Below are 24,526 nucleotides of genomic sequence, written 5' to 3' on the forward strand. Positions count from 1 at the left end.
GCCAGGAAACTTGTTATCGGCAGCTGTCGTGCCAAACTTTACGCCGCCCCTGCGGCGCGGACCTCAATAACTGCGCAAGCCATAGCGCTGCCGGGTTTCCCCGTCCGGCAACAATTGGTCGCGATATAGCGCCCAGGCGGGATCGGCCAGGATGGCGGTGCTGGTCTTGCAGCCCTGGCAGAGCTGGGCATGCACCCCCGCCACCACTGCTTCGAGTCCATTGGGATCGGTCACGTAGAACCAGGATTGCTGCTGGCCCTGGCTGAACGCGGTGCCGGCATAGATGCTGCGGGTCTTCTTGCCGATGGCCGCAGCCATCTGATCGGACAGGGCTTCCAGCCGGTCCTGCTCGGCCAGCGCCGGCAAGCCATCGGGCGTGCCCGGCGCATAACTCACCCGCGTGACCACCACATACGGAAACCCGGACAGCGGGAAGCTGCGCCGCAAGCCCATGTCCAGTTTGACCACCGTGAGGCGATCGCCGCGCTGGGCCTGGTAGTTCCACCACTCGGGCTCAGGATCCTGCGCCAGCCCGTGGCGCGCCAGCAGGAGCAGCAGGGTCAGGAGCAGGGCGCGCTTCATGATCGTCTCGCCGTATCAGCTGGCCAGCAGGGCCAGCAGCGCCAGCAGGGCGGGCAGACCCTGGATGTAGAGGATGGAGCGCTTGGCGGTGAGTCCACCGTAAATGCCGGCCACCAGCACGCAGCTCACGAAGAAGATCTGCACCGCATGGTCGCCCGTGGCCAGGCTCCAGAACAGGCCGGCGGCGAGGAAACCGTTGTAGAGACCTTGGTTGGCGGCCAGCACGCGGGTGGCTTCGGCGGCTTCGCGCGACTGGCGGAAGGTCTTCAGACCCAGCGGCTTGGTCCACAGGAACATTTCCAGGATCAGGATCCAGACATGTTCAAGGGCGACCAGCAGGACCAGGATGGTGGCGAGCGTGTGCACGGTTTCTCCCTGTTGTCGTTATACGTTCTTGCCGCACCTTCGCAGCGCGTTGCAGAGTGCGCCGGGCGGCGGGCTTTGGCGATCATGCCTGAAATGCGCCCGCGCGCCAATGCCCTGCACGCCGCTGCGGCGCTTACTTCGCCTGCAGGAATTTCTCGGCCAGCCGCACCCAGTAAGTGGCACCGACGGGCAGCAGGTCGTCGTTGAAATCGTAGCTGGGGTTGTGCAGGTTGCACGGACCGAGGCCATGGCCCTGGTCGCGGTGGCCGCCATCGCCATTGCCGAGGAACACGTAGCAGCCTGGCTTGTGCTGCAGCATGAAGGCGAAGTCTTCCGCGCCCATGGTCGGTTCGGTCTTGGCATCCACATGGTCGGCACCGAACTGTTCGGTCAGCACTTCAACGGCGAAGGCGGTTTCCTCGGGATGGTTGATGAGCGGCGGATAGTTGCGGTTGAAGCGGAAGTCGACCGTGGCATCGAAGGCGGCGGCGGTGTGCTCGGCGATCTCCTGCATGCGGCGCTCGATGAGGTCCAGCACCGGCAGGCTGAAGGTGCGCACGGTGCCGACCATCATGGCTTCGTCGGGGATGACGTTGGTGGCGCTGCCGGTGTGGATCTGGGTGATCGACACCACCGCCGGATCATTCGGATTGACGTTGCGCGCCACGATGCTCTGCCAGGCCTGGGCGATGTGGACCGCGGTCATCACCGGATCGGCCGCCTTGTGCGGCTGCGCGGCGTGCGAACCCTTGCCCTTGACGGTGACGTGGAACTCGTTGCTGGAGGCCATCTGCGGACCCGGCGTCACGCCGAAGTGACCGGCCGGGATGCCGGGCCAGTTGTGCATGCCGAAGACGGCATCCATTGGATACTTCTCGAACAAACCATCCTGGATCATGCGCTCGGCGCCACGGCCGCCTTCTTCTGCGGGCTGGAAGATCACGTACACGGTGCCATCGAAGTCGCCATGCTGCGCCAGGTAACGGGCCGCCCCCAGCAGCATGGCGGTATGGCCGTCATGGCCGCAGGCGTGCATCTTGCCGGGATGGCGCGAGGCATGGTCGAAGGTATTGATTTCGGACATGGGCAGCGCATCCATATCGGCGCGCAGGCCGATCGCGCGGGGGCTGTCGCCCTTCTTGATGATGCCGACCACGCCCGTCACCCCCAGGCCGCGCACGACCGGAATCCCCCACTCGGTCAGCTTTTGCGCCACCACGTCGGCGGTGCGCACTTCTTCGTAACACAGCTCGGGATGGGCGTGGATGTCGCGGCGGATCTTCTGCAGGTCGGCGTGGAACTGGACGATGGGGTCGATGAGTTTCATGGGAGTCTGGTGCGATGGCGTTGGTAACAAGTGTGCCTATCTTACCGCGCCTTGGCGGCACGGGAGCGCCTGTGCAATTTCGTTCAATACAGCGGCCGTGAGCCTGCCTAGCATGCGCATTTTTAACAGGGGCGCCGGGCAGGCGTCGACACACATGATGCTTTCTTCCGAATTCTTCCTGCTGGCGGGCGCGCATCTGCTGGCGCTGGCCAGTCCCGGTCCGGATTTCCTCTTGCTGCTGCGGGGCAGCCTGCGCCATGGGCGGGGCTATGGGCTGGCTGCAGCCCTGGGGATTGCGCTGGCCAACGGGCTTTACATCGCGCTGGCCATCGGCGGCTTCAGTCTCCTGCAGCGAGCACCACTGCTGCTGGCGGCCATGCAGTGGTTGGCAGCGCTCTACCTGGCCTGGTTGGGATGGGTCTTCTGGCGCGCCGGGCGGTACCCGGCCGTCTTGCCTGCTGCCCCCGTTTCGGCCGCCAGGGTCGCGCCATGGGCCGTACTGGGGACAGGTTTTCTTTCGGCCGCACTCAATCCCAAGAATGGCGTGTTTTACTTTGGCCTGTTCACCGTTATCGTATCGGCGCAAACCGGCGCGTCGACCAAGCTCTTCTACGGCGTCTGGATGTTTGGAGCCGTGCTGGCCTGGGATGCCGGGCTGGTGTATTTCATCGCGCAGCAGCGTGTGATGCGGGCGCTCACGCGCGTGCTGCCGCTCATCGAGCGGGGCGCGGGCCTGCTGCTGATGCTCGCTGCCGCCGCACTGGTGGCCAGCCGCAGCTAGGCCCGGCGATATTGCAGCGGTGTGGCCGCCACCCGCGATTTGAAGGCGCGATGGAAGTGGCTCTGGTCGGCAAAGCCGGTATCGAGCGCGGTATGGACGGTGCTGGCACCCTGCTGCAGCAGGGTGCGCGCCTGGCGGATCTTCATGTCCAGCTGCAGGGCATGCGGGGTCAGGCCGAAGCGGCGGCGGAACTGGCGGATCAACTGGTAGCGGCTGGTGCCGGCGAGTTCCGCCAGGGTCGCCAGCGAAACGCGGTCGCGGCAATGCGCCAGCAGGAAATCATGGGCACGTTGCAGGCCGTCGTCTTCGGGCGCATCGCTGGCCTGCCCGGGCGGGCAGGCATCGGCGCACGCGCGCATCACGTGCTGCAGACAACGTATTACCTCGCGCTCCAGGTCTGGATGGCCATGCTCCAGCGTATGCGTCATGCGGTCCAGCCATTGCAGTGCCTCCGGCGAGCGCACCACCTGCGACGGCATGCCCGCGAGCAACCCGCATGTGGCCGGGGTTTGCGCCAGCAAGGTAGCCAGCCAGTTGCTGTCCAGATGGAACATGCGATAGCTCCAGCGCTGCAGGTCCGCCGGATTGCAGCTGTGCACATCTCCGGCCCGCACGAGGATCACGTCGCCAGGGAAAATGGGCTCGCTGCGATCGGCCAGCGTAAAGACGCTGTGGCCGCCATCGACGACGCCGATGGAAAAACTGTCATGCGTATGCGGCGCATAGCAGGACAGGCTGCCGGTGGCGCGACGGCCTTCGAAGAAGGGCAAGGCGGGAGGACGCCAGAAGTACGGTGAAGGAGACATGGCGGCACTACGGAAGAGTCGTGACGCGCCATTTTAAGATAAAGTAGCTGCCTGCCTCGCGTGCGCCGAGGGCTTCCCTGTTTTCTTTCCCCGCTTTCTTCTCTGCCATGACCACCACCATCGTCCGTGCCGCCTGTCCCCATGATTGCCCTGATACCTGCGCCCTGCTGGTGACCGTCAAGGACGGCGTCGCCACGGAAGTGCGCGGCGATCCGGAGCACCCGCCGACGGCCGGCGTGCTCTGCACCAAGGTCTCGCGCTATGCCGAGCGCACCTATCATCAGGACCGCCTGCTGCATCCCATGCGCCGCGTGGGCAAGAAGGGCGAGGGCAAGTTCGAGCGCATCAGCTGGGACGAGGCCATCGCCACCATCGCACAGCGCCTGGGCCAGATCGCCTTGCGCGATCCGCAAGCCATCCTGCCCTACAGCTACGCCGGGACCATGGGTCAGGTGCAGGGCGAATCGATGGCCGGCCGTTTCTTCAATCGTCTCGGTGCCTCGCAGCTGGACCGCACCATCTGTGCCTCCGCCGGTGGCGCAGGCTATCGCTACACCATTGGTGCGCGCATCGGTACCGATCTGGAACAGGTCGATCACGCCAAGCTCATCATCATCTGGGGCGGCAATCCGATTGCCTCCAACCTGCATTTCTGGACCCGCGTGCAAGCGGCCAAGCGCAACGGAGCGCGCCTGATCGCCATCGATCCGTATCGCTCGCTGACCGCCGAGAAGTGCCACCAGCACATCGCGCTCTTGCCCGGTACCGATGCAGCCCTGGCACTGGGCCTGATGCACGTGCTGATCGCGGAAGACTTGCTGGACCACGATTACATCGCACGCTACACGCTCGGCTTCGAGCAACTCAAGGAGCGCGTGGCCGAATGGACGCCGGCCCGCACCGCTGAAGTGTGCGGCATCAGTGCGGAGGAAGTGCAGAACCTGGCGCGCGAATATGCCCGAGTGGCGCTGGCCGGCGAGGGTGCCTTCATCCGCGCCAACTACGGCCTGCAGCGCGTGCGCGGCGGCGGCATGGCCGCGCGCAACGTGGCTTGCCTGCCAGCGTTGGTCGGCGCCTGGCGTCATGCTTCCGGGGGCATCCAGCTGTCGGTATCGGACAGCTTCCCCAAGGACACGGCCGCCTTGAGCCGTCCCGACCTGGCCGCGCGTCACGGCAAGCCTAGCCGCATCATCAACATGAGCACCATCGGCGATGACCTGTTGAGGCCGGCCTCGCCCGACTTCGGTCCCCGGGTGGAAGCGCTGATCGTCTACAACTCCAACCCCGTGGCGGTGGCCCCGGAGTCCGGCAAGGTAGCGCAGGGCTTTGCGCGCGAAGATCTGTTCACGGTGGTGCTGGAACATTTCCAGACCGATACCGCCGACTACGCCGATATCCTGCTGCCTGCGACGACCCAGCTGGAGCACATCGACGTGCATGCGTCGTATGGCCACGTCTACATGATGGCCAACAATGCCGCCATTGCGCCGCTGGGCGAGGCCAAGCCCAATACCGAGATCTTCCGCCTGCTGGCGGCCGCGATGGGATTTGAAGAAGACTGTTTCAAGGACAGCGACGATCAATTGGCCGCCGTGGCCTTCAAGCGCGATGATCCGCGCAGCGCCGGCTACGACTGGCAACAGTTGAAGGAGAAGGGCTGGCAGCGTCTTTCGGTGCCGGTCGCGCCCTTTGCCGATGGCGGGTTTGCCACGCCCTCGGGCAAGTGCGAGTTCTATTCCGAACAGATGAAGGCCGCGGGTCTCGATCCCTTGCCGGCCTATATCGCGCCCTATGAATCTGTGGCCAGCAATCCGCAGCTGGGCGCGAAATACCCGCTGGCGATGATCTCGCCGCCGGCACGCAATTTCCTCAATTCTTCCTTCGTCAATGTACAGAGCCTGCGTGATACGGAGGGCGAACCGCACCTCGACATGCATCCGCAGGACGCCGCTGCACGCGGCATTGCGCAGGGAGATACGGTGCGCATCTTCAATGATCGCGGCAGCATGCAGGCACGCGTGCGCGTGACCGACAAGGCGCGCGTGGGGCTGGTGGTGGGCCTGTCGATCTGGTGGAAGAAATTTGCCGCCGATGGCAAGAACGCCAACGAAGTCACCAGCCAGCGCCTGACCGACATGGGCAATGCGCCCACCTTCTATGACGTGCTGGTGCAGGTGGAAAAACTGCAGCCGCCGGTCGTGGCCGCCTGAGGTTTTTCATGCTGCGCCGTGGCTTGCGTCGCTCTGTGCGCTGGGGGCTGACCTTGGCGGTGCTGGCGTCGCTGTGCGGGCTGTCGGCTTGTTCTGCGGTCTCGTATTACGCCCAGGCCGCGCACGGGCAGTTCTCGCTGCTGGCGCAGGCAAAACCGCTGGAGGAGTGGCTCGATGACCCGGCCACCTCGCCCGCGCTCAAGGCCAAGCTGCAGACGGTGCGCGAGATCCGCCGCTATGCCGTCACCGAACTCGATCTGCCCGATAACGGCAGCTATCGCAGTTACGCACAACTGGACCGGCCCTTCGTGCTGTGGAATGTCGTGGCCGCACCCGAGTTGTCGTTGAAGCCCCGGCAGTGGTGTTTCCCCATTGCCGGCTGCGTGGACTATCGCGGCTACTATCACCTCAGCGATGCGCAGACCTATGCCGACACGCTCAAGGCCGAAGGTTATGATGTGCAGGTCGCCGGTGTACCGGCGTATTCCACGCTGGGCTGGTTCGATGATCCGGTGATCTCCACCTTCATCCAGTATCCCGATGGCGAACTGGCGCGACTGATCTTCCATGAGCTGGCGCACCAGACCGTGTATGCGCCCGGTGATACGTCCTTCAATGAAGGGTTTGCGGTAGCGGTGGAAGAGCTGGGTGTGGAACGCTGGCTGGCGGCGCGCCACGATCCGGCGATGGTCCAGGCCTACCAGCGTTTTGCCGCCCGCAAGCGTGAGTTCCTGGCCTTGCTGGACAAGTACCGCGACCGGTTGAAGGAGAACTACGACAGCGACGCCAGCGATGCCGACAAGCGCCAGCGCAAGGCGGCCATCTTCGATGCCCTGCGCGCTGAATATGCGCAGATCAAGGTCACCCGCTGGAATGGCTATGCCGGGTATGACCGCTGGTTCGCGATGCCGCTGTCCAATGCGCATCTCGCACTGGTGGGGGCGTATCACGACCTGGTCCCTGCCTTCCGTCAGTTGTTTGCCCGCAGCAGCGGCTTCCCCGATTTTTATGACAAGGTGCGCGCACTGGCACGCATGGACAAGGCCGCACGCCATGCTGCGCTGGGAGACGCGCCCTTGACCACGGGCAAGGCGGAGGCGGAAATGTTTCCCGCCTGCACCATGGAACGGCCCAAGAGCAACGACCCGGCGTATCATGCCGGATGAATTTCAATGCAATACCGGTTTGCCGAGCCGTGCAATACGCGCTGACTGACCGCGATATCGCAGCCGTTGCCAACCTTTTTGCAAAAAATCTCAAATTTGGGGCGCAAAAAGCTTGCCCCGCAGTCGAATGCTGGATAGCATCTGCGATAAATAAAAAAACACTCGTGCTTTTTTTGCTGTGCGCGCCAACGCGGTGGCCTTGCATCACCGCCCAGCCCCAGCGCACGTTATGACCGGAGACAGAGGACACACTATGGAAAGATTCTGGCTTGCATCGTATCCCGCAGGCGTTCCCGCTGACATCGACCCCAGCCGTTACGGTTCGCTGGTGCAGATGATCGAAGAGGCTTTCGCCAAGCATGCCGATCGCAACGCTTATGTCTGCATGGGCAAGTATCTCCGTTATGGCGAGCTCGATGCCATGTCGCGCGCCATGGGGGCCTGGCTGCAAGGCCTGGGCCTGCAGAAGGGCGCGCGCGTGGCGATCATGATGCCCAACGTGCTGCAATACCCGATCGCCATCGCCGCCATCCTGCGTGCCGGCTACACGGTGGTCAACGTCAATCCGCTCTACACGGCCCGCGAGCTGGAACACCAGTTGAAGGATTCCGGTGCCGAAGCCATCTTCGTGCTGGAGAATTTTGCCTGCACGCTGCAGAAGGTGGTGGCGCATACCCAGGTCAAGCACATCGTGGTGGCCAGCATGGGCGAGCTGCTTGGCACCCTCAAGGGCGCCATCGTCAACCTGGTGGTGCGGCACGTCAAGAAGATGGTGCCGTCCTGGTCGCTGCCCAATGCGATCTCCTTCAGCCGCGCGCTGTCGCAGGGCGAGGGCAAGACGTTGCAGAAGGTATCGCTGACGCCCGATGACGTCGCCTTCCTGCAATACACCGGCGGTACCACGGGTGTGGCCAAGGGGGCGGTGCTGACCCATCGCAACCTGATCGCCAACGTGCTGCAGGCCGAAGAATGGCTGACCCCGGCGCTGAAGTCAGGCAAGCCCATCGACCAGCTGGTGTTCGTCTGCGCGCTGCCGCTGTATCACATCTTTGCGCTCACCGTCTGCAACCTGCTGGGCACGCGTGAAGGCGCGCTGAACCTGCTGATCCCGAACCCGCGCGACATTCCCGGTTTCGTCAAGGAGCTGGCCAAGTACAAGGTCAACACCTTCCCCGCGGTCAACACGCTCTACAACGCGCTGCTCAACAATGCCGATTTTGCCAAGCTGGATTTCTCCGGCTATCGCTGCTGCGTGGGTGGCGGCATGGCGGTACAGAAGAGCGTGGCGGACAAGTGGAAGAAGCTGACCGGCTGTCCCATCATCGAAGGTTACGGTTTGTCCGAAACTTCTCCGATTGCCAGCGCGAACCCCTGCACCATCGATGAATACACCGGCACCATCGGCCTGCCGCTGCCGTCCACCGAGATCGCCATCCTTGATGACGATGGCCATCCTGTGCCGCTGGGCCAGCCGGGCGAGATCGCCATTCGTGGTCCGCAGGTGATGCCGGGCTACTGGCAGCGTCCGGATGAGACGGCCAAGGTCATGACCCCGGACGGTTTCTTCAAGACCGGTGACATCGGTGTGATGGATGCACAGGGCTACACCAAGATCGTGGACCGCAAGAAGGACATGATCCTGGTCTCGGGCTTCAACGTTTATCCGAATGAAATCGAAGGCGTGGTGGCGCAGCATCCGGCGGTGCTGGAGTGCGCCTGTGTGGGCGTGCCTGATGAACATACCGGCGAAGCGGTCAAGCTCTTCGTGGTGCGCAAGGACAAGTCGCTGACCAGTGAGCAGCTGATGGCTTACTGCAAGGAGCAGTTCACCGGTTACAAGAAGCCCAAGTACATCGAGTTCCGCGATGAGCTGCCCAAGACCAACGTGGGCAAGATCCTGCGCCGCGAGTTGCGGGATGATCCTGCGAAGGCACCGCAGAAACAGGCAGCATGAAACGAGTGCTGCCGTAATCTGATCTCCTTACGTACGTCAGTCAGTTTCTGCATCAAGGCCTGAGTTCGGTATTGCACCGGACTCAGGCCTTTTCAGTTTGGGCTCACACGAGATGGCTGGTGTTGAGTCGTCATTTTCCTGGGCAGATCGGATTCTCGGGAGGGACAGGCCGGCTCCTTGCCTGAAGGGGTATCGCACCTTGGGGCGAAAATTCATGCAGTCGCCCGCCGTCGTCATTCAGGAGTTGCGCGTTTCCATTGGGAAATATTAAAATGCGCGCCGGTGTTACATCAGGGAGGGAAACTTGATGAACACAGGAATCCTGCATGCGCAAAACCCTCCGGGGTCTGGAGCAACTGCTTTCAGACTATCAGCACGCCCGCATTCTGCGGCTCACTTTCCCACACAACGACGCCCCCCTTTCTGAACTGCTCGTCAACAAGCTTGACGCCAGCGAAGGGCTGTCACGCAACTTTGCTCTCAATCGTTGGCGCCGGGCGGATAACGCCCGAACTGAATCCGGAAACCTGACCTGCCTCCCGTGCGACATGACGCGGGACAAGCGGCCATGACGACCAAAGGAGTCATCCTCGAGCAGGCTGAGAGGTCAGCAACACGCATAGAGCCGCACGGCGGAGGAGACAACGCAGCGCTGAAACCGGAGACCACCGCCGAGAAAACGTTTTGGCAAAGGTCCAGTCCTTGGGTGCACGGGGTGCTGGGCGTTGCGAGTTTTGTTCCGGGCTTGTCGGTGATCACGGGTGCGATCGATGCGGCGCTCTATACCGCCGAGGGCGACCACGTTGAAGCAGGTATCGCGGCAGCCAGCATGATTCCGGGCGGAAAAGTCGTTACGACGGCAGGCAAGGTGGCCAAGCGAGCAGTGAGCGCGGCAAGCGCAGCAAAGGGCGCGCGCGAAGCTGAAGAAGCGGTCAAAGTGGCGAGGGCTGCAAAAGAAGCGGTGGAAACTGCCAAGGCCGCGAAGGAAGCCAATGCCGTGAAGGCGGCCCATGCGGGCGGTGGAGGCAAGGGGGGCGGCAAAGATACCACGGTAAAGAAAAAACCAAAGGGGCCTTGCGATCATTTGCGTCAGGGGAGTGGCAAAGGCCCTTATCGAGGAGGGGCGCATGGCAAGACGAGCAAGCCCAGAAATGACGGGAAAGACTCGCATCACATGCCAGCCGATCACGTCAGTCCGTTGATGCTCAATGAAGGCCCAGCAATTCAGATGGATCCTCTCGACCATATAGAAACGTCAAGCAACGGATATTCCAAACAAGCTACTTTCTATCGAACGACGGTCGAAAATCTCATCAAGAAAAAACAATGGCGTAAAGCGATGGCCATTGAAATCAAGGATGTACGAAAGATAGTCAAGAACGCGGGCAACCCGCGAAAATATAACGAAGCGATGCTAGAAATGCTGGAATATTTTAAATGTCTTGATAAGCACGGATTATTGCCTTAGGAGATTGACTATGCGAGAACATATCATCACGTCCTACCTCGGCGTCGGACCGCTCAAGTTCGGAATGAATCGAGGCGAAGCTCATAAAATATTAGGCGCGCCGCTATCCGCAAAGAAATGCCAGTTCTTCGATGAATCAACGGAGTATTGGAGCGAGAAGCGTCTGCAGTTAACTTTCTCAGATGCGGATGATGGACTAGTAGAGATTAGCCTGTATCCCAATCTGCCAAATGTGCAATTGAATGGACTTAAATTGTTCGAAGTTCCGGGAGCGCATGCTTTTAAGGTTCTGCATGATTGGGACGATGCGCCGATCATGATCGCTGGCACGACTATTTTTCTTAAACTCGGATTGGCAGCAGGCGGCTTTGGGGGCCACGATGACAGTAACAAATCGGTGGCCGTGTTTGCAAAAGGAAGATGGGACGATTGGCCAACAGAAGAAACTTGAAGCCGCTTATATTCCGAGGTTCTGTTGATCTACTCAAAAACATGAACGGACATGAGACAGTCGACATTTCCAGTCAAGTCGATCCTGGAAATCATGCTTTGGCATGACACCGCGAGAAAACGAGGGGATCCATGGTGCTGCCAAGATTGACAGCTTGATTCATGACAAGCAGAGAGTGACATTCCTTCGTTTAAAAATCAGGCCATCGTTCCTGGCCGTTATAACGGGGCTATTGAAAGCTTGAGCCGCCATCCGAATTCAACGTGATCGAAGTTCCGGGGCCGTATTGCTTAAGGTTCTGCATGGGTGGGACGGTACGCCGCTGACAAGAACTGGTTCCCCTTCGGGCAGATCATCAGATTTTTTGGCCATCGGTGTCACGAGGTAGTTGCGGCTTTCCACGAGGAAATATTAAAATGCGCGCCGGTGTTACATCAGGGAGGGAAACTTGATGAACACAGGATTCCTGCATGAGCGAAACCCTCCGGGGTCTGGAGCAGCTGCTTTCAGACTATCAGCACGCCCGCATTCTGCGGCTCACTTTCCCACACAACGACGCCCCCCTTTCTGAACTGCTCGTCAACAAGCTTGACGCCAGCGAAGGCCTGTCGCGCGACTTCGAATTCACCGTCGAGCTGTTGGCCGACAACGCCACGCTCGAACTCAAGGACCTCCAGGGCAAATTGCTTTGCGTGGAGCTCGTCCGGCAAGACGGCAGCCGGTACATCCACCCCGTCATAGCCGACCCCGAACACCGAGACAATCTCCAGCGCCGGAAAGCGCGCCATGAACTCGCGCCCGACCTTGGCTTCGCCATTGGCGGCAATGCCGCGCACCTGTGGCGCGATGGCAGCGAGCGCTTCCTCGGTGAGCGGATCGAGGATGAGGTTGTGGCAGGTGAAGTTCTGTTGCAGCAAGTCCAGCAGGTGCTGCGGCAGGCGGGCGACGATGAGGACGACAGGGCGGCTGGAGGAGGTCATGGGCAGTATGAAGAAGAGGAAGAGGAAGACAGTGAGGGAGGCATAACGATACGTCTGCGCTGCACCCTGCGGGCTGAAAAATTTTCAAGCCCGCAGGAGGGGAAGGGCGGCGCTCAGACCGCCGGGCTGGCCCCCGCTTCGCGCACCGGATCCAGCGGCGGCAGCGGGCGCGGCTTGCGGTTTTCATCGGTGGCCACGTAGGTGAGGGTGGCTTCGGTCACCTTGACGATTTCGGTCTGCAGGCGATTGCGCTCGGCATAGACTTCGACGTTGACCGTGATGGAGGTATTGCCGACCTTGACGATATCGGCATAGAAGGACAGCAGGTCTCCCACGAACACCGGATTCTTGAACAGGAAGGAATTGACCGCAATGGTCGCCACTCGCCCGTTGGCGCGGCGCGTGGCCGGCAGCGAGCCGGCGATGTCGACCTGGGCCATGATCCAGCCACCGAAGACGTCGCCATAGACATTGGCATCCGACGGCATGGGCATGACGCGCAGCTGCGGTGCCTTGCCCGGCGGAAGTTGGGAAACGGTGGATGACATGGAAGGCTCCTTTGCAGGTGATGTCCGGCGGCGCGCCGGGATGGCTCTTATAATTCGGTTTTGCGGCTGTGCGCCCGCAGGCGCGGCAACGGCCTAGTGTATCGGATGTTGCCCGCCTGCTGTGTTGCCGTGCCCGACCCCTTTCAACCCGACCCGCCCATGCGCCGCTACCCCAATTCCGCCTCCTCATCGCAAGTCCCCATCAAACGCCAGCGTGGCGACTGGGAAGTCGTCCGCACGCTGCTGCCGTACCTGTGGACCTACAAGTGGCGCGTGATGCTTGCGCTGGCCTTCCTGGTCGGGGCCAAGCTGGCCAACGTGGGCGTGCCGCTGGTGTTGAAGAGACTGGTCGATGCCATGACCATCACGCCCGCGCATCCGCAAGCCCTGCTGGTTTTGCCCCTCGGCCTGCTGGTGGCCTACGGCGCGCTGCGGCTGGCCACGGCGCTCTTCACCGAATTGCGCGAACTGATGTTTGCCCGCGTCACGCAGCGCGCCGTGCGCACCATCGCGCTGCAGGTCTTCCGCCACCTGCATGCGCTGTCGCTGCGCTTCCACCTGAACCGCCAGACCGGAGGCATGACGCGCGATATCGAACGCGGCACGCGCGGGGTCTCCACGCTGGTGTCCTATACGCTGTTCTCGATCCTGCCGACCATCATCGAGATCGTGCTGGTGCTGGCCTACCTGAGCACGCATTACGACATCTGGTTCTCGCTCATCACGGCCGGTGCGCTGGTGCTTTACATCCTCTTCACCATCACGGTCACCGAGTGGCGCACGCATTTCCGCCGCACCATGAACGAGCTGGATTCGCATGCCAATACGCGCGCCATCGATTCGCTGCTCAACTACGAGACGGTGAAGTATTTCGGCAACGAGGAATTCGAAGCGCGCCGCTATGACGAAGGCCTGCAGCGCTATGAACGCGCGGCCGTCAAATCGCAGAGTTCGCTGTCGCTGCTCAACACCGGGCAGTCGGCCATCATCGCCATCGCCGTCACGCTCATCCTGTGGCGCGCCATCGCCGGCGTCATCGATGGCAGCATGACGCTGGGCGACATGGTGCTGGTCAATGCCTTCATGATTCAGCTCTACATTCCGCTCAACTTTTTGGGCGTGCTCTATCGCGAGATCAAGCAGAGCCTGGCCGACATGGAACGCCTGTTCTCTCTGCTGGAAGAAAACCGCGAAGTGGCCGACCGGCCCGGTGCACAGCCCTTGAAGACGCAGGGCGCGGAGCTGCATTTCGAGCATGTCGACTTCAGCTACGAGCGCAATCGCCAGATTCTCTTCGATGTGGATTTCAAGGTGCAGGCCGGTACCACCACGGCAGTGGTCGGTCATAGCGGTTCGGGCAAGTCGACGTTGTCGCGCCTGTTGTATCGCTTCTATGATGTCGACCGAGGGGCCATCCGCATTGATGGCCAGGACCTGCGCAATGTCACGCAAGCCTCGCTGCGCCAGGCCATCGGCATCGTGCCGCAGGACACGGTGCTCTTCAACGACACCATCGAATACAACATCGCCTACGGCAAGCCGGGGGCCACGCGCGAGCAGATCGTGGCAGCGGCCAAGGCGGCCTATATCCATGACTTCATCGAGTCGCTCCCCGATGGCTACGCCAGCATGGTCGGCGAGCGCGGACTGAAATTGTCCGGCGGCGAAAAGCAGCGTGTGGCGATCGCCCGCACGCTGCTCAAGGATCCGGCCATCCTCATCTTCGACGAAGCCACCTCGGCCCTCGATTCTCGCGCCGAGCAGGCCATCCAGCAGCAGCTCGAAGAGATCGCGCGCGAGCGCACCACGCTGGTCATTGCGCATCGCCTGTCCACCATCGTCAATGCGCAGCAGATCCTGGTGATGGATCACGGCCGCATCGTCGAACGCGGCACCCACGCCGGGCTGCTGATGGCCGATGGCCTGTATGCGCAGATGTGGCTGCGCCAGCAGGCCGGCGCGGAAGAGGAGGGCGGTTCGGTGGTGCCGCAGCCGGAGGGCGTGGCAGCGGCGGCCGAGCCCGGTGCCGAACCGACGGTGCTGATGCCGGCCGAACGTCGCTGAGGCCCTCGCCCGCGCGCGCAGCTTGCGCCGGCGCGGGCACAGCGGCACAATTCGCGCATTCGACCTAGAACGGGAAGTGGGCGGGCAATGGAAAGCAAATGGCTTGAGGATTTCGTCTCCCTGGCGGAAACGCGCAGTTTCAGTCGCTCGGCGGAGCTGCGGCATGTGACGCAACCGGCCTTCTCGCGGCGCATTCAGTCACTGGAAGCCTGGCTGGGCACCGACCTGATCGACCGCACCTCCTATCCCACGCGCCTGACGGCCGCCGGTGAAGTCTTCTACGAACAGGCCGTGGCCATGCTGGGCCAGATCAACAACACGCGCGCGCTGCTGCGCGGCAAGCGGCCCACGGCGCAGACCACCATCGACTTCGCCGTCCCCCATACGCTGTCGCTGACCTACATGCCCAAGTGGCTCAGCGCCCTGGAGTCGGGCTTCGGCTCCATCAATACGCGTCTGATCGCCCTGAACGTCCACGATGCCGTGATGACCATCGTCGAAGGCGGCTGCGACCTGCTGCTGTGCTATCACCATCCGCGCCAGCCGGTCCAGCTCGATGCCAGCCGCTACGACATGCTGACCATGGGCACCGAAACCCTGCGCCCGTATTCGCGTTGCGACCGCAACGGCAAGCCGGATTACGTTTTCCCGGGCAGCGCCAAGGCTCCCGTGCCCTTCCTCTCCTACACCAGCAATGCCTACCTGGGCCGCATGGTGGAGCTGATGATGGCCGACACCAAGCGTCCGCTGCACCTGATGAAACACTACGAGACCGACATGTCGGAAAGCCTCAAGATGATGGCGCTGGAGGGTCATGGGGTGGCCTTCCTGCCGGAATCGTCGGTGCTGCGCGAAGTGCGCAACCGCCAGCTGGCGCGCACCGACGGTCCCACCGGGGAGTGGGAAGTGGAGATGGAAATCCGCCTCTATCGCGAGCGCCCGACCGCCCAGCGTACCGGCAAGGCGCTGGTGGCGCGGCTGTGGGAATACCTGGTGGAGCTGGATGCGCAGCGGCAGGAAAAGGCCGAGCGCGGCGAACGTGGGGAGCGTCCCAAGGGGGCTGGCGGAAAAAGTCCGCGCACGGCTGAAAAACGCGATTCCTGATCAAAAATTAACAGGTGAAAATGGCGCAATCCCTTGTCCATCAAGGGATTTCAAAGGTTATGCAAGCGCTGCATAATTGCATGCTCACAAAGCATTAGCGTTGTTTTGAGCGGCTGGCTACGATGGCGGCGCTGAATCGGACAGGCACGAATTTCCAGCAGGCGCACCCCGCGCCGCGCTGGCGGGCGCGCCTCCGTCGCCGCCTTCTTGCGCGCCTTGTGGTGCGGCTTGCAGGCCGCTGCCGACGGAGTAACATGCCTGGCGGACTTTCGGAATTTGCAGGCCTTTTGTCTTTGAACAGCACGGCTATCCAAAGGAGCGATTGCATCATGTCGAACGTACCTAATCACGAAGTGCCTTCCTATCTCGTCCCGCACGGCATCGGTCCGTGGGGCGTCTATCTCGAACAGATCGACCGCGTCACGCCCCACCTGGGCTCGCTGGCCCGCTGGGTGGAAACCCTGAAGCGTCCCAAGCGCATCCTGGTGGTCGACGTGCCCATCGAGCGCGACGACGGCACCATTGCCCACTTCGAGGGCTATCGCGTGCAGCACAACACCTCGCGCGGTCCCGGCAAGGGCGGTGTGCGTTTCCACCAGGATGTGACGCTGTCCGAAGTGATGGCCCTGTCGGCCTGGATGACCATCAAGAATGCCGCCGTGAACGTGCCCTATGGCGGTGCCAAGGGCGGTATCCGTGTTGATCCCAAGACGCTCTCCCGTGGCGAACTGCAGCGCATGACGCGCCGCTACACCAGCGAGATCGGCATCATCATCGGCCCCAACAAGGACATCCCGGCACCGGACGTGAACACCGATTCGCAGATCATGGCCTGGATGATGGATACCTACTCCATGAACCAGGGCAGCACGTCCTCGGGCGTGGTCACCGGCAAGCCCATCTCCCTGGGCGGCAGCCTGGGCCGCCATGAAGCCACCGGTCGTGGCGTCTTCGTGGTCGGTTGCGAAGCCGCTGCCAAGCGCGGCATGGACATCAAGGATGCCAAGGTCGCGGTGCAAGGTTTCGGCAACGTCGGCGGCATCGCTGCGCGCCTGTTCGCTGAAGCCGGTTCCAAGGTGGTGGCGGTGCAGGACCACGTGACCACCGTCTTCAATGCCGGTGGCCTGGATGTGCCGGCACTGCAGGCTTACGTGGCCAGGAATGGCAGCGTCAAGGGCTTCGAAGGTGCGGATGAAATCACCGACCGCGCCCAATTCTGGTCGGTCGACTGCGACATTCTGGTGCCTGCCGCACTGGAACAGCAGATCACCGAAGCCAACGCCAATCACATCAAGGCCAAGATCATCCTGGAAGGCGCCAACGGCCCGACCACCCCGGCCGCCGATGACATCCTGCGCGACAAGGGCGTGCTGATCGTGCCGGACGTGATCGCCAACGCCGGTGGCGTGACGGTGAGTTACTTCGAATGGGTGCAGGACTTCTCCAGCTTCTTCTGGACCGAAGATGAAATCAACCTGCGCCTGACCCGCATCATGCGCGAAGCCTTCGCCGCCGTATGGCAGCTGGCCGAAGAGAAGAACGTGTCGCTGCGTACCGCGGCCTTCATCGTGGCGTGTACCCGCGTGCTGCAGGCGCGTGAAATGCGCGGCCTGTATCCGTGATGCAGTGATGCTGTAAAAAAAACGGTCCGGCGAGCACCGGACCACCACGGCCAAAGACGGCGGCGCACTGCGCCACAGACCGTCGGCCGCATGATTCCAGAGCACTCTGGTTCGGAGGAGACGTGGTTGCTGTGCGCATGCGCACCGCAGGCCAACCAGCCTTGCGGCGCAAGATCTTCAGTGACGGACCCGGCATCAACATGCCGGGCGCTGCCGCATGTGCGGATGATCCGGCACGGGCTGCTGCGGCCTGTCATGCCGATGTCGTGCACGTTATCGGACGGTGTGGTTTTGACCTGTCTCTTCACGTTTGTCGCACTCGCATTCGCCGCACTGACGCTGGCTTCCATTCTTCCCTGCACGTTTCTGCATATCGCCCCGCAAGCGGCGTCCACACTGGCTCTGCGCTGGTGCCTCCGGCTTCTGTCCATTCCCCGATCACCGCTGTCATGATGCTGCCTGCCGCAGCACGCCCATGCGCTCGCGTGCTGCGTGCGGATGGCGTTTCTGGCATGGATATTGCTGAAAGGAATGGGGTTGCTGCCGTGCTGCCGACGTCCTCTTCAGGGCTTCCTGCGAGGTGCGAAACCCTCCTCATTGCGTCGGATCGTGGTACCGCCGCCATGAGGGTTTCTGCGGATTGCCAGACCGGGCGGCATATGTCGTACAATGCGCCCGCCGACAGTTGCGCTCGGGTAATTTGCCAGTCTGCGCTTCACCGAGGGGGTGGTCATCGCCAGAGATCGCCAGTGGTGGAGCAAACAAAGCTGGCAAAGAACTGTGTTAGCACACAGAATAGGCGACACGGCAGAGAACAATAACAGGCTCGTCAATACGGCCGGCCAGCCCGGTAGGGGCAGCGCGCAAGCGGATTCGCTACCAGGCCATTTGAACCGTTACGTAAAAAATTTTTCCAGGAGGTCACACAATGAAGTTATTGAAGCTAGCAGGGGTTTTGGTTGGGGCAAGCGTACTGATGAGCTCGGTGCATGCTGAGGAATTCACCGGCCGTCTGAAGAAGATCAAGGACTCGGGCACCCTGACGCTGGGCGTGCGCGATTCGTCGATTCCCTTCTCCTATCTGGACGACAAGCAGTCCTACCAAGGCTACTCGATCGACCTGTGCCTGAAGGCCGCGACCGCGATCCAGAAGAAGCTGGGCCTGACCTCGCTGAACATCAAGATGGTGCCGGTGACCTCGGCCACCCGCATCCCGCTGATCGCCAACGGTACCACCGACATCTCCTGCGACTCCGCAACCAACAACCAGGAACGCTGGAACCAGGTGGCCTTCTCGGTGACCGAGTTCGTGACTGCCAACAAGTTCCTGTCCAAGAAGTCGGCCAACCTGAAGACGCTGGATGACCTGAAGGGCAAGACCGTGGTCTCGACCTCCGGTACGTCCAACCTGAAGCAGATCACCGCACTGAACGCCGAACGCAACCTGGGCATGAACATCCTGGCTGCCAAGGACCACGCCGAAGCCTTCCTGATGGTGGAAACCGGCCGTGCCGCGGCCTTCGTGATGGACGACATCCTGCTGTCCTCGCTGGCCGCCAACTCCAAGGCCCCGGCTGACTACCAGGTTTCCTCGGAAGCCCTGTCGGTCGAGCCGTACGGCCTGATCCTGCCGAAGGGCGACAACGACTTCAAGAAGGTCGTCGACGAAGCCCTGACCGTGGTCTACAAGGGTGACGACATCAAGAAGATCTACGCGAAGTGGTTCCAGTCGCCGATCCCGCCCAAGGGTGTCAACCTGAACGTGCCGATGAGCCCGCAGCTGCAAGCCGTTCTGGCCAAGCCGACCGACTCCTACGATCCGGCTGCCTACGCTGTCGTGCCGGAAGCGCAGAAGAACCTGGGCAAGAAGAAGTAAAAGCGCATTGCTTCGTGCAATCGAACGAAACGGGGGCCTGTCCCCCGTTTTGTTTAGCCGGAACTGTCCCGCTTGCCTTGCGGCAATGCCGGGGCGGCCAAGGCGCTGAACCAACAAGAAGCGGCGCGGCATTTGCCTGGTGACCGCGCCCGAGAACACAGACTTCGAACCACAGACGAGGCCATTTATGCATTACAACTGGAATTGGGGAATCTTCTGGGAGATGTCTCCCGATGGCATCCCCTACATTGACACGCTGCTGGCGGGCCTGAAATGGACCCTGGCCACAGCCGCCTGCGCCTGGATCATGGCACTGGTCCTGGGCACCATCTTCGGTACCCTGCGTACCACCACCAAACCTTGGGTGGTGCGCATTGCCAACGGTTATGTGGAACTGTTCCGCAACATTCCGCTGCTGGTCCAGATGTTCCTGTGGTACTTCGTGGTGCCGGAACTGCTGCCCAGCGCCATCGGTGACTGGATCAAGAGCCTGCCGGATGCGTCCTTCGTGACCGCGACCCTGGCCCTGGGTTTCTTCACCTCTTCCCGTGTGGCCGTGCAGGTGACCACCGGCATCCAGGCGCTGCCGCGCGGCCAGCGCATGGCGGGTGCCGCCCTGGGCCTGACCCCGGTGCAGACCTATCGCTACGTGCTGCTGCCGATGGCCTTCCGCATCATCATCCCGGCACTGACCAACGAGTTCGCCGCCATCATCAAGAACAGCTCGGTAGCACTGACCATCGGCCTGGTGGAACTGACTGCCGCAACCTACTCGATGCGCGAATTCACTTTCCAGACCTTCGAGGCGCTCAGCGGTGCCACGATCATCTATCTGATCATTTCCGTGATCGCGCTGTTGATGGCGCGCCTGCTGGAAAAGGTCACCGCCGTTCCGGGCTACATCACCGGCGGCAGCACCAGCGCAGGAGGGCATTGATCCATGTTCAGCAATTTCGATTTCGACGTCATCCAGCGCTCGTGGGTCTACCTCTTCACGACCGGCCTGAAGTTCACGCTCATTCTGACCTTCTCGGCCATGCTGGGCGGGATCATCCTGGGCACGCTGCTGGCCATGATGCGCCTGTCGTCCAACAAGCCGCTGTCGTTCATCGCGACCACCTACGTCAACCTGATCCGCTCCATTCCGCTGGTGCTGGTGATCTTCTGGTTCTACTTCCTGGTGCCCTTCATCGGTGCCTGGATCATTGGTGCCTCCGAACCCATCCAGGTCGGTGCGTTCCAGTCGGCCCTGATCACCTTCATCCTGTTTGAAGCCGCGTATTATTGCGAGATCATGCGTTCGGGCATCCAGTCCATTCCGCGCGGGCAAGTGTTCGCCGGCTATGCGATCGGCATGAACTACTGGCAGATGATGGGCAACGTGGTGCTGCCGCAGGCCTTCCGCAACATGACCCCGATCCTCCTGACTCAGACCATCGTGCTGTTCCAGGACGTCTCGCTGGTCTACGTGCTGGGCTCGGTGCCGGACTTCGTGACCAGCGCTTCCAAGATCGCGCAGCGTGATGGCCGCCTGGTGGAAATGTATCTCTTCGTGGCCGTGGTGTATTTCGTGCTGAGCTTTGGCCTGTCGCAACTGGTCAAGCGCTTCCAGAAGAAGATCGCCATCATCCGCTAAATGTTTTTGACGGCCGCCGCCCGCGCTTTGTGGCGCCAGGCTGGCTGCCAGTGAATCCAGAATTCAGAAATCCAGGAGAATCAAATGATCGAACTCAACAATGTCAGCAAGTGGTACGGCAGCTTCCAGGTCCTGACCGACTGCTCGACCTCCGTCAAGAAGGGCGACGTGGTGGTGGTGTGCGGCCCGTCCGGTTCCGGCAAGTCCACGCTGATCAAGACCGTCAACGGCCTGGAGCCTTTCCAGAAAGGCACCATCACCGTCGATGGCGTCTCCGTCGGCGACCCCAAGACCAACCTGTCCAAGCTGCGTGCGCGCATCGGCATGGTGTTCCAGAACTTCGAACTGTTCCCGCACCTCTCCATCCGCGAGAACCTGACCATCGGCCAGATCAAGGTGCTGGGCCGCTCCAAGGAAGAGGCTACTGAAAAGGGCTTGAAGTACCTGGACCGCGTGGGCCTGCTGGCGCACAAGGACAAGTTCCCCGGCCAGCTCTCCGGCGGCCAGCAGCAGCGTGTGGCGATTGCCCGCGCGCTGTCGATGGACCCGATCGCCATGCTGTTCGATGAACCGACCTCGGCGCTGGATCCGGAAATGATCAATGAAGTGCTCGACGTCATGGTCGGCCTGGCCCAGGAAGGCATGACCATGATGGTCGTGACCCACGAAATGGGCTTCGCCCGCAAGGTCGCCAACCGTGTGGTGTTCATGGACAAGGGCCTGGTCGTGGAAGATTGCGCCAAGGATGAGTTCTTCGCCTCGCCGCGTTCGGAACGCGCACGCGACTTCCTGGCCAAGATCATCACCCACTGATCGCGCGCATTCGCATCGCGGCAAGGGCTGCCCCGGCAACGGGGCGGCCCTTGTCGTTTGTGCCAGGTCAAAAGCGGGTCAGGGCTTGCCCTCCGGGGTGCTTGACGGCTACGGTAGAATGTCGCCCTTGAAGACATCGCGGCTGGCTCTCCACAGCCCGCATCGGCCGGGATGCCTTGCCTGATCCGTAATCCTCAGACCGACACCACTCCAAGACCGAAAGATCCGCAATGAGTAACGTACTGACCATCACCCGCCCGGACGACTGGCACCTGCACCTGCGCGACGGCGCCACCATGCAGGACGTGCTGCCGCATACGGCACGCCAGTTCGCACGCGCCATCGTCATGCCCAACCTGAAGCCGCCGGTGACCACCACTGCGCAGGCCGGTGCGTATCGCGATCGCATCCTGGCCGCCTTGCCCGCAGGCATGTCCTTCGAGCCGCTGATGGTGCTCTACCTGACCGACAACACCCCGCCCGAGGAAATCCGCCGTGCCAAGGAAAGCGGTTTCGTCAAGGCCGTGAAGCTCTATCCGGCCGGTGCCACCACCAACTCCGACGCCGGCGTGACCGACCTGTCGAAGTGCTACAAGACCCTGGAGGTGCTGCAGGAAGTGGGCATGCCCTTCCTGGTCCACGGTGAAGTAACCGACCCCGAGATCGACCTGTTCGACCGCGAAGCCGTCTTCATCGACCGCATCATGAAGCCGCTGCGCCAGGCCATGCCGGAACTGAAGGTGGTCTTCGAGCACATCACCACCAAGGAAGCGGCCGACTACGTGCTGGCCGGCGAAGGCCCGACGGCCGCTACCATCACGGCGCACCATTTGCTGTTCAACCGCAACGAGATCTTCAAGGGCGGCATCCGTCCGCACTACTACTGCCTGCCGGTCCTCAAGCGCGAGACTCATCGCAAGGCGCTGGTGGCGGCAGCCACTTCGGGCAATGACAAGTTCTTCCTCGGTACCGATTCGGCCCCGCACGCCAAGGGTGCCAAGGAACACGCCTGTGGCTGCGCCGGTTGCTACACCGCGCTGCATGCACTGGAGCTGTATGCCCAGGCCTTCGACAGCGCCGGTGCGCTGGACAAGTTCGAAGCCTTCGCCAGCTTCAACGGTCCGGACTTCTACAACCTGCCGCGCAATACCGGCACCGTCACCTTGCAGCGCGAGACCTGGGCCATTCCCGCCGAGCTGCCCATGGGCGATGCCACGGTGGTGCCGCTGTCGGCAGGCGAACAGATCCACTGGAAGATGGTCTGATCCGTTTCAGGGATCAGCCGTATTCCTTCGTCCCCGGTCCGCGCGCCCAGGCGGCGCGGCCGGGATGTCCATCACAACGAGAGAAAGGCGAGCTGTATGCAAGTCGTCGATGAACTGATTACCGATTTCGACAAGGCGCTGCGCGTGATCAGCGGCGTGGTGTTCGAGAGCCGTCCCAACCCGGGGCGCGGCCTGCCGGACGGTGTCATGAACGAGGCCGAGAAACGCCACGCGGCCGGGCTGATGCGGGTCAACAACGTGGGCGAGGTCTGTGCTCAGGCGCTCTACGATGCCCAGGGCCGCTTCGCCCAGACGGAAGATATCAAGGCGGCCTTCAAGCGCGCCGGCATCGAGGAAGAGGATCACCTCGCCTGGACCGCCGAACGCCTGCGCGAACTGGGGTCGCATACCAGCCTGCTCAATCCGCTGTGGTATGGCGGCGCCTATGTGCTGGGCAGCATCGCCGCACGGCTGGGCGATGCGCGCAATCTTGGCTTCGTCTCCGAGACCGAGCGCCAGGTCGAGCACCACCTGCTGGGCCACCTGGACAAGCTGCCGGCCCAGGACAACCGCTCGCGCGCCATCGTCGACCAGATGCGCCTGGATGAGATCGAGCACGGCCAGGCCGCACGTGACCTGGGCGCAGCCGAAGTGCCGGCACCGGTCCGTGGGCTGATGAAGGCCATGGCCAAGGTCATGACCACGGTGGCTTACCGGGTCTGAACCCGGACGGCAAGCGGATCGCCGGACATGAAAAAAGCGGCCTCGGCCGCTTTTTTTTCTTGCTGCATCCTGCCCCGAAACTTACTGCTGCTGGGCGGCTGCAGAGGAGATATCGGTGAGGTCGTCGATGATCTCGAAGGAGTGCGTGATCTCGGCCGTCTTCTCCAGCATGATCGAGGCCGAGCAATATTTGTCGTGGGACAGCTTGATGGCGCGCTCGACCACGTTGGTCTTGAGGTTGCGGCCACGCACGACGAAGTGGAAATGAATCTTGGTGAACACCTTGGGATCGGTCTCGGCGCGCTCGGACTTGAGGGTCACGTCGCAGCCGCGCACGTCCTGGCCGCTCTTGCGCAGGATCACCACCACGTCATAGGCGGTGCAGCCACCGGTACCGGCCAGCACCACTTCCATCGGACGCGGGGCCAGGTTGCGGCCGCCGCCATCGGGCGCGCCATCCATCGTCAGCAGGTGGCCCGAACCGGTTTCCGCGGTGAAGGTCATGCCGGACAAGCCGGTCCAACGTACTGTGCATTCCATCTGTCTCGTCCCAATCGGTTCAATGAAGCTGCGTATTGTAGCTTTTGACGCGCATACCTGCAGCCGGTACAGGGGAGGGCATGTGAAGCTCCGTGATTTTTGCGCTGCGGAAAAATTGTCGAATGAATATTCATCTATCGCGTTTCCACTGTGCTTTCAGCAACTTGTAACCCAGCAGTGACGCCGCTTGCAGACAGTTACAAATTTATTCGCCTCGCGTTATTGCGTTGCACAAACCGCTTTG

The 24,526-nt window shown here is 62.0% G+C and carries 22 protein-coding genes and 2 pseudogenes; 17 read left to right on the forward strand and 7 right to left on the reverse strand.

All coding sequences use genetic code 11. The annotated features are described in order from the left end of the window. Window positions 1–63: 63 nt before the first annotated feature. From ACWHXP_RS00115 to ACWHXP_RS00125, 3 genes are all read right to left on the reverse strand, one after another. A complete protein-coding gene (locus ACWHXP_RS00115) occupies window positions 64–582 on the reverse strand; it encodes a DUF695 domain-containing protein (protein WP_039786873.1) in 519 nt (172 codons plus the stop codon). 15 nt (window positions 583–597) lie between these two features. Next, window positions 598–948 carry a DUF1304 domain-containing protein gene (locus ACWHXP_RS00120; protein WP_034333253.1) on the reverse strand — a complete coding sequence of 117 codons (351 nt, stop codon included), beginning with the start codon at window positions 946–948 and terminating at the stop codon, window positions 598–600. 133 nt (window positions 949–1,081) lie between these two features. Then, window positions 1,082–2,275 (reverse strand): M20 aminoacylase family protein, encoded by a 1,194-nt coding sequence (locus ACWHXP_RS00125; protein ID WP_489634749.1) that lies wholly within the window; start codon window positions 2,273–2,275, stop codon window positions 1,082–1,084. A gap of 154 nt (window positions 2,276–2,429) precedes the next feature. On the opposite strand from ACWHXP_RS00125, the gene ACWHXP_RS00130 reads away from it, so the two are divergent. Then, a complete protein-coding gene (locus ACWHXP_RS00130; protein ID WP_489634748.1) occupies window positions 2,430–3,056 on the forward strand; it encodes a LysE family translocator in 627 nt (208 codons plus the stop codon). On the opposite strand, the gene ACWHXP_RS00135 is transcribed toward ACWHXP_RS00130, so the two are convergent. Continuing rightward, window positions 3,053–3,862 carry a helix-turn-helix domain-containing protein gene (locus ACWHXP_RS00135; RefSeq protein WP_489634747.1) on the reverse strand — a complete coding sequence of 270 codons (810 nt, stop codon included), beginning with the start codon at window positions 3,860–3,862 and terminating at the stop codon, window positions 3,053–3,055. The two genes, ACWHXP_RS00130 and ACWHXP_RS00135, sit on opposite strands and share 4 nt — an antisense overlap. 107 nt (window positions 3,863–3,969) lie before the next feature. On the opposite strand from ACWHXP_RS00135, the gene ACWHXP_RS00140 reads away from it, so the two are divergent. The 7 genes and pseudogenes from ACWHXP_RS00140 to ACWHXP_RS00170 form a co-directional block, all read left to right on the forward strand. Beyond that, window positions 3,970–6,072: a molybdopterin-containing oxidoreductase family protein gene (locus ACWHXP_RS00140; protein ID WP_489634746.1), complete on the forward strand. Its 2,103-nt coding sequence runs from the start codon at window positions 3,970–3,972 to the stop codon at window positions 6,070–6,072. Between the two features lie 8 nt (window positions 6,073–6,080). Beyond that, on the forward strand, window positions 6,081–7,238 hold the full coding sequence (locus tag ACWHXP_RS00145) for an aminopeptidase (RefSeq protein ID WP_489623765.1): 1,158 nt from the start codon (window positions 6,081–6,083) through the stop codon (window positions 7,236–7,238). Between the two features lie 253 nt (window positions 7,239–7,491). Further along, window positions 7,492–9,192, forward strand: a complete 1,701-nt coding sequence (locus ACWHXP_RS00150; protein ID WP_276841248.1) for a long-chain fatty acid--CoA ligase — start codon at window positions 7,492–7,494, stop codon at window positions 9,190–9,192. Window positions 9,193–9,518: 326 nt separating this feature from the next. Next, the gene (locus ACWHXP_RS00155; protein WP_489623764.1) at window positions 9,519–9,764 is read left to right on the forward strand and encodes a hypothetical protein; all 246 of its coding nucleotides are present in this window, start codon (window positions 9,519–9,521) and stop codon (window positions 9,762–9,764) included. Beyond that, window positions 9,761–10,660 carry a hypothetical protein gene (locus ACWHXP_RS00160; RefSeq protein ID WP_489634745.1) on the forward strand — a complete coding sequence of 300 codons (900 nt, stop codon included), beginning with the start codon at window positions 9,761–9,763 and terminating at the stop codon, window positions 10,658–10,660. Before ACWHXP_RS00155 ends, ACWHXP_RS00160 begins: the two co-directional genes overlap by 4 nt. A 10-nt stretch (window positions 10,661–10,670) precedes the next feature. Further along, window positions 10,671–11,111 carry a hypothetical protein gene (locus ACWHXP_RS00165; RefSeq protein ID WP_489623762.1) on the forward strand — a complete coding sequence of 147 codons (441 nt, stop codon included), beginning with the start codon at window positions 10,671–10,673 and terminating at the stop codon, window positions 11,109–11,111. A gap of 470 nt (window positions 11,112–11,581) precedes the next feature. Further along, window positions 11,582–11,845 (forward strand): annotated as a pseudogene (locus ACWHXP_RS00170) (type VI secretion system tip protein VgrG); the annotation flags it as partial. Here ACWHXP_RS00170 and ACWHXP_RS00175 read toward each other — a convergent pair. After that, a pseudogene (locus ACWHXP_RS00175) lies at window positions 11,825–12,091 on the reverse strand (2-hydroxyacid dehydrogenase); the annotation flags it as partial. The pseudogenes ACWHXP_RS00170 and ACWHXP_RS00175 overlap by 21 nt on opposite strands. 113 nt (window positions 12,092–12,204) lie before the next feature. Then, on the reverse strand, window positions 12,205–12,639 hold the full coding sequence (locus ACWHXP_RS00180; protein WP_489623759.1) for an acyl-CoA thioesterase: 435 nt from the start codon (window positions 12,637–12,639) through the stop codon (window positions 12,205–12,207). Window positions 12,640–12,798: 159 nt separating this feature from the next. Here ACWHXP_RS00180 and ACWHXP_RS00185 point away from each other — a divergent pair, with 159 nt between their 5' ends. The 9 genes from ACWHXP_RS00185 to coq7 all read left to right on the forward strand — a co-directional run bounded on the left by ACWHXP_RS00185 (window position 12,799) and on the right by coq7 (window position 23,742). Further along, on the forward strand, window positions 12,799–14,703 hold the full coding sequence (locus ACWHXP_RS00185; protein ID WP_489634744.1) for an ABCB family ABC transporter ATP-binding protein/permease: 1,905 nt from the start codon (window positions 12,799–12,801) through the stop codon (window positions 14,701–14,703). A gap of 87 nt (window positions 14,704–14,790) precedes the next feature. Next, window positions 14,791–15,807 (forward strand): LysR family transcriptional regulator, encoded by a 1,017-nt coding sequence (locus tag ACWHXP_RS00190; protein ID WP_204725993.1) that lies wholly within the window; start codon window positions 14,791–14,793, stop codon window positions 15,805–15,807. Window positions 15,808–16,136: 329 nt separating this feature from the next. Beyond that, a complete protein-coding gene (locus ACWHXP_RS00195) occupies window positions 16,137–17,429 on the forward strand; it encodes a Glu/Leu/Phe/Val family dehydrogenase (RefSeq protein ID WP_489623756.1) in 1,293 nt (430 codons plus the stop codon). Window positions 17,430–18,357: 928 nt separating this feature from the next. Next, window positions 18,358–19,305 carry an amino acid ABC transporter substrate-binding protein gene (locus ACWHXP_RS00200; protein WP_121043861.1) on the forward strand — a complete coding sequence of 316 codons (948 nt, stop codon included), beginning with the start codon at window positions 18,358–18,360 and terminating at the stop codon, window positions 19,303–19,305. Between the two features lie 187 nt (window positions 19,306–19,492). Further along, complete coding sequence (locus ACWHXP_RS00205) at window positions 19,493–20,242, forward strand: amino acid ABC transporter permease (protein ID WP_134223288.1); 750 nt, start codon at window positions 19,493–19,495, stop codon at window positions 20,240–20,242. A 3-nt stretch (window positions 20,243–20,245) separates the two neighbouring features. After that, window positions 20,246–20,941, forward strand: coding sequence for an amino acid ABC transporter permease (locus ACWHXP_RS00210; protein ID WP_039786895.1), 696 nt, complete (start codon window positions 20,246–20,248; stop codon window positions 20,939–20,941). Window positions 20,942–21,025: 84 nt separating this feature from the next. After that, entirely contained in the window at window positions 21,026–21,754 is a 729-nt protein-coding gene (locus ACWHXP_RS00215; protein ID WP_008331909.1) for an amino acid ABC transporter ATP-binding protein, read from the forward strand. Window positions 21,755–21,984: 230 nt separating this feature from the next. Beyond that, window positions 21,985–23,019, forward strand: coding sequence for a dihydroorotase (gene pyrC, locus ACWHXP_RS00220; RefSeq protein ID WP_034329873.1), 1,035 nt, complete (start codon window positions 21,985–21,987; stop codon window positions 23,017–23,019). Between the two features lie 96 nt (window positions 23,020–23,115). Beyond that, the gene (coq7, locus tag ACWHXP_RS00225) at window positions 23,116–23,742 is read left to right on the forward strand and encodes a 2-polyprenyl-3-methyl-6-methoxy-1,4-benzoquinone monooxygenase (RefSeq protein ID WP_489623754.1); all 627 of its coding nucleotides are present in this window, start codon (window positions 23,116–23,118) and stop codon (window positions 23,740–23,742) included. Between the two features lie 81 nt (window positions 23,743–23,823). Here coq7 and ACWHXP_RS00230 read toward each other — a convergent pair whose 3' ends face one another. Next, entirely contained in the window at window positions 23,824–24,282 is a 459-nt protein-coding gene (locus ACWHXP_RS00230; RefSeq protein WP_489623753.1) for an OsmC family protein, read from the reverse strand. Between the last annotated feature and the right edge of the window lie 244 nt (window positions 24,283–24,526).

This window comes from Herbaspirillum sp. Her2 (assembly GCF_057961375.1).

Coding starts and splice junctions, on each gene's coding strand:
- ACWHXP_RS00165 (WP_489623762.1), top strand. CDS start 10,671: ATGCGAGAACATATCATCACGTCCTACCTCGGCGTCGGACCGCTCAAG.
- ACWHXP_RS00115 (WP_039786873.1), bottom strand. CDS start 582: ATGAAGCGCGCCCTGCTCCTGACCCTGCTGCTCCTGCTGGCGCGCCAC.
- ACWHXP_RS00205 (WP_134223288.1), top strand. CDS start 19,493: ATGCATTACAACTGGAATTGGGGAATCTTCTGGGAGATGTCTCCCGAT.
- ACWHXP_RS00190 (WP_204725993.1), top strand. CDS start 14,791: ATGGAAAGCAAATGGCTTGAGGATTTCGTCTCCCTGGCGGAAACGCGC.
- ACWHXP_RS00230 (WP_489623753.1), bottom strand. CDS start 24,282: ATGGAATGCACAGTACGTTGGACCGGCTTGTCCGGCATGACCTTCACC.
- ACWHXP_RS00145 (WP_489623765.1), top strand. CDS start 6,081: ATGCTGCGCCGTGGCTTGCGTCGCTCTGTGCGCTGGGGGCTGACCTTG.
- ACWHXP_RS00195 (WP_489623756.1), top strand. CDS start 16,137: ATGTCGAACGTACCTAATCACGAAGTGCCTTCCTATCTCGTCCCGCAC.
- ACWHXP_RS00215 (WP_008331909.1), top strand. CDS start 21,026: ATGATCGAACTCAACAATGTCAGCAAGTGGTACGGCAGCTTCCAGGTC.
- ACWHXP_RS00140 (WP_489634746.1), top strand. CDS start 3,970: ATGACCACCACCATCGTCCGTGCCGCCTGTCCCCATGATTGCCCTGAT.
- ACWHXP_RS00160 (WP_489634745.1), top strand. CDS start 9,761: ATGACGACCAAAGGAGTCATCCTCGAGCAGGCTGAGAGGTCAGCAACA.
- ACWHXP_RS00135 (WP_489634747.1), bottom strand. CDS start 3,862: ATGTCTCCTTCACCGTACTTCTGGCGTCCTCCCGCCTTGCCCTTCTTC.
- ACWHXP_RS00200 (WP_121043861.1), top strand. CDS start 18,358: ATGAAGTTATTGAAGCTAGCAGGGGTTTTGGTTGGGGCAAGCGTACTG.
- ACWHXP_RS00180 (WP_489623759.1), bottom strand. CDS start 12,639: ATGTCATCCACCGTTTCCCAACTTCCGCCGGGCAAGGCACCGCAGCTG.
- coq7 (WP_489623754.1), top strand. CDS start 23,116: ATGCAAGTCGTCGATGAACTGATTACCGATTTCGACAAGGCGCTGCGC.
- ACWHXP_RS00210 (WP_039786895.1), top strand. CDS start 20,246: ATGTTCAGCAATTTCGATTTCGACGTCATCCAGCGCTCGTGGGTCTAC.
- ACWHXP_RS00185 (WP_489634744.1), top strand. CDS start 12,799: ATGCGCCGCTACCCCAATTCCGCCTCCTCATCGCAAGTCCCCATCAAA.
- ACWHXP_RS00125 (WP_489634749.1), bottom strand. CDS start 2,275: ATGAAACTCATCGACCCCATCGTCCAGTTCCACGCCGACCTGCAGAAG.
- ACWHXP_RS00150 (WP_276841248.1), top strand. CDS start 7,492: ATGGAAAGATTCTGGCTTGCATCGTATCCCGCAGGCGTTCCCGCTGAC.
- pyrC (WP_034329873.1), top strand. CDS start 21,985: ATGAGTAACGTACTGACCATCACCCGCCCGGACGACTGGCACCTGCAC.
- ACWHXP_RS00130 (WP_489634748.1), top strand. CDS start 2,430: ATGATGCTTTCTTCCGAATTCTTCCTGCTGGCGGGCGCGCATCTGCTG.
- ACWHXP_RS00155 (WP_489623764.1), top strand. CDS start 9,519: ATGCGCAAAACCCTCCGGGGTCTGGAGCAACTGCTTTCAGACTATCAG.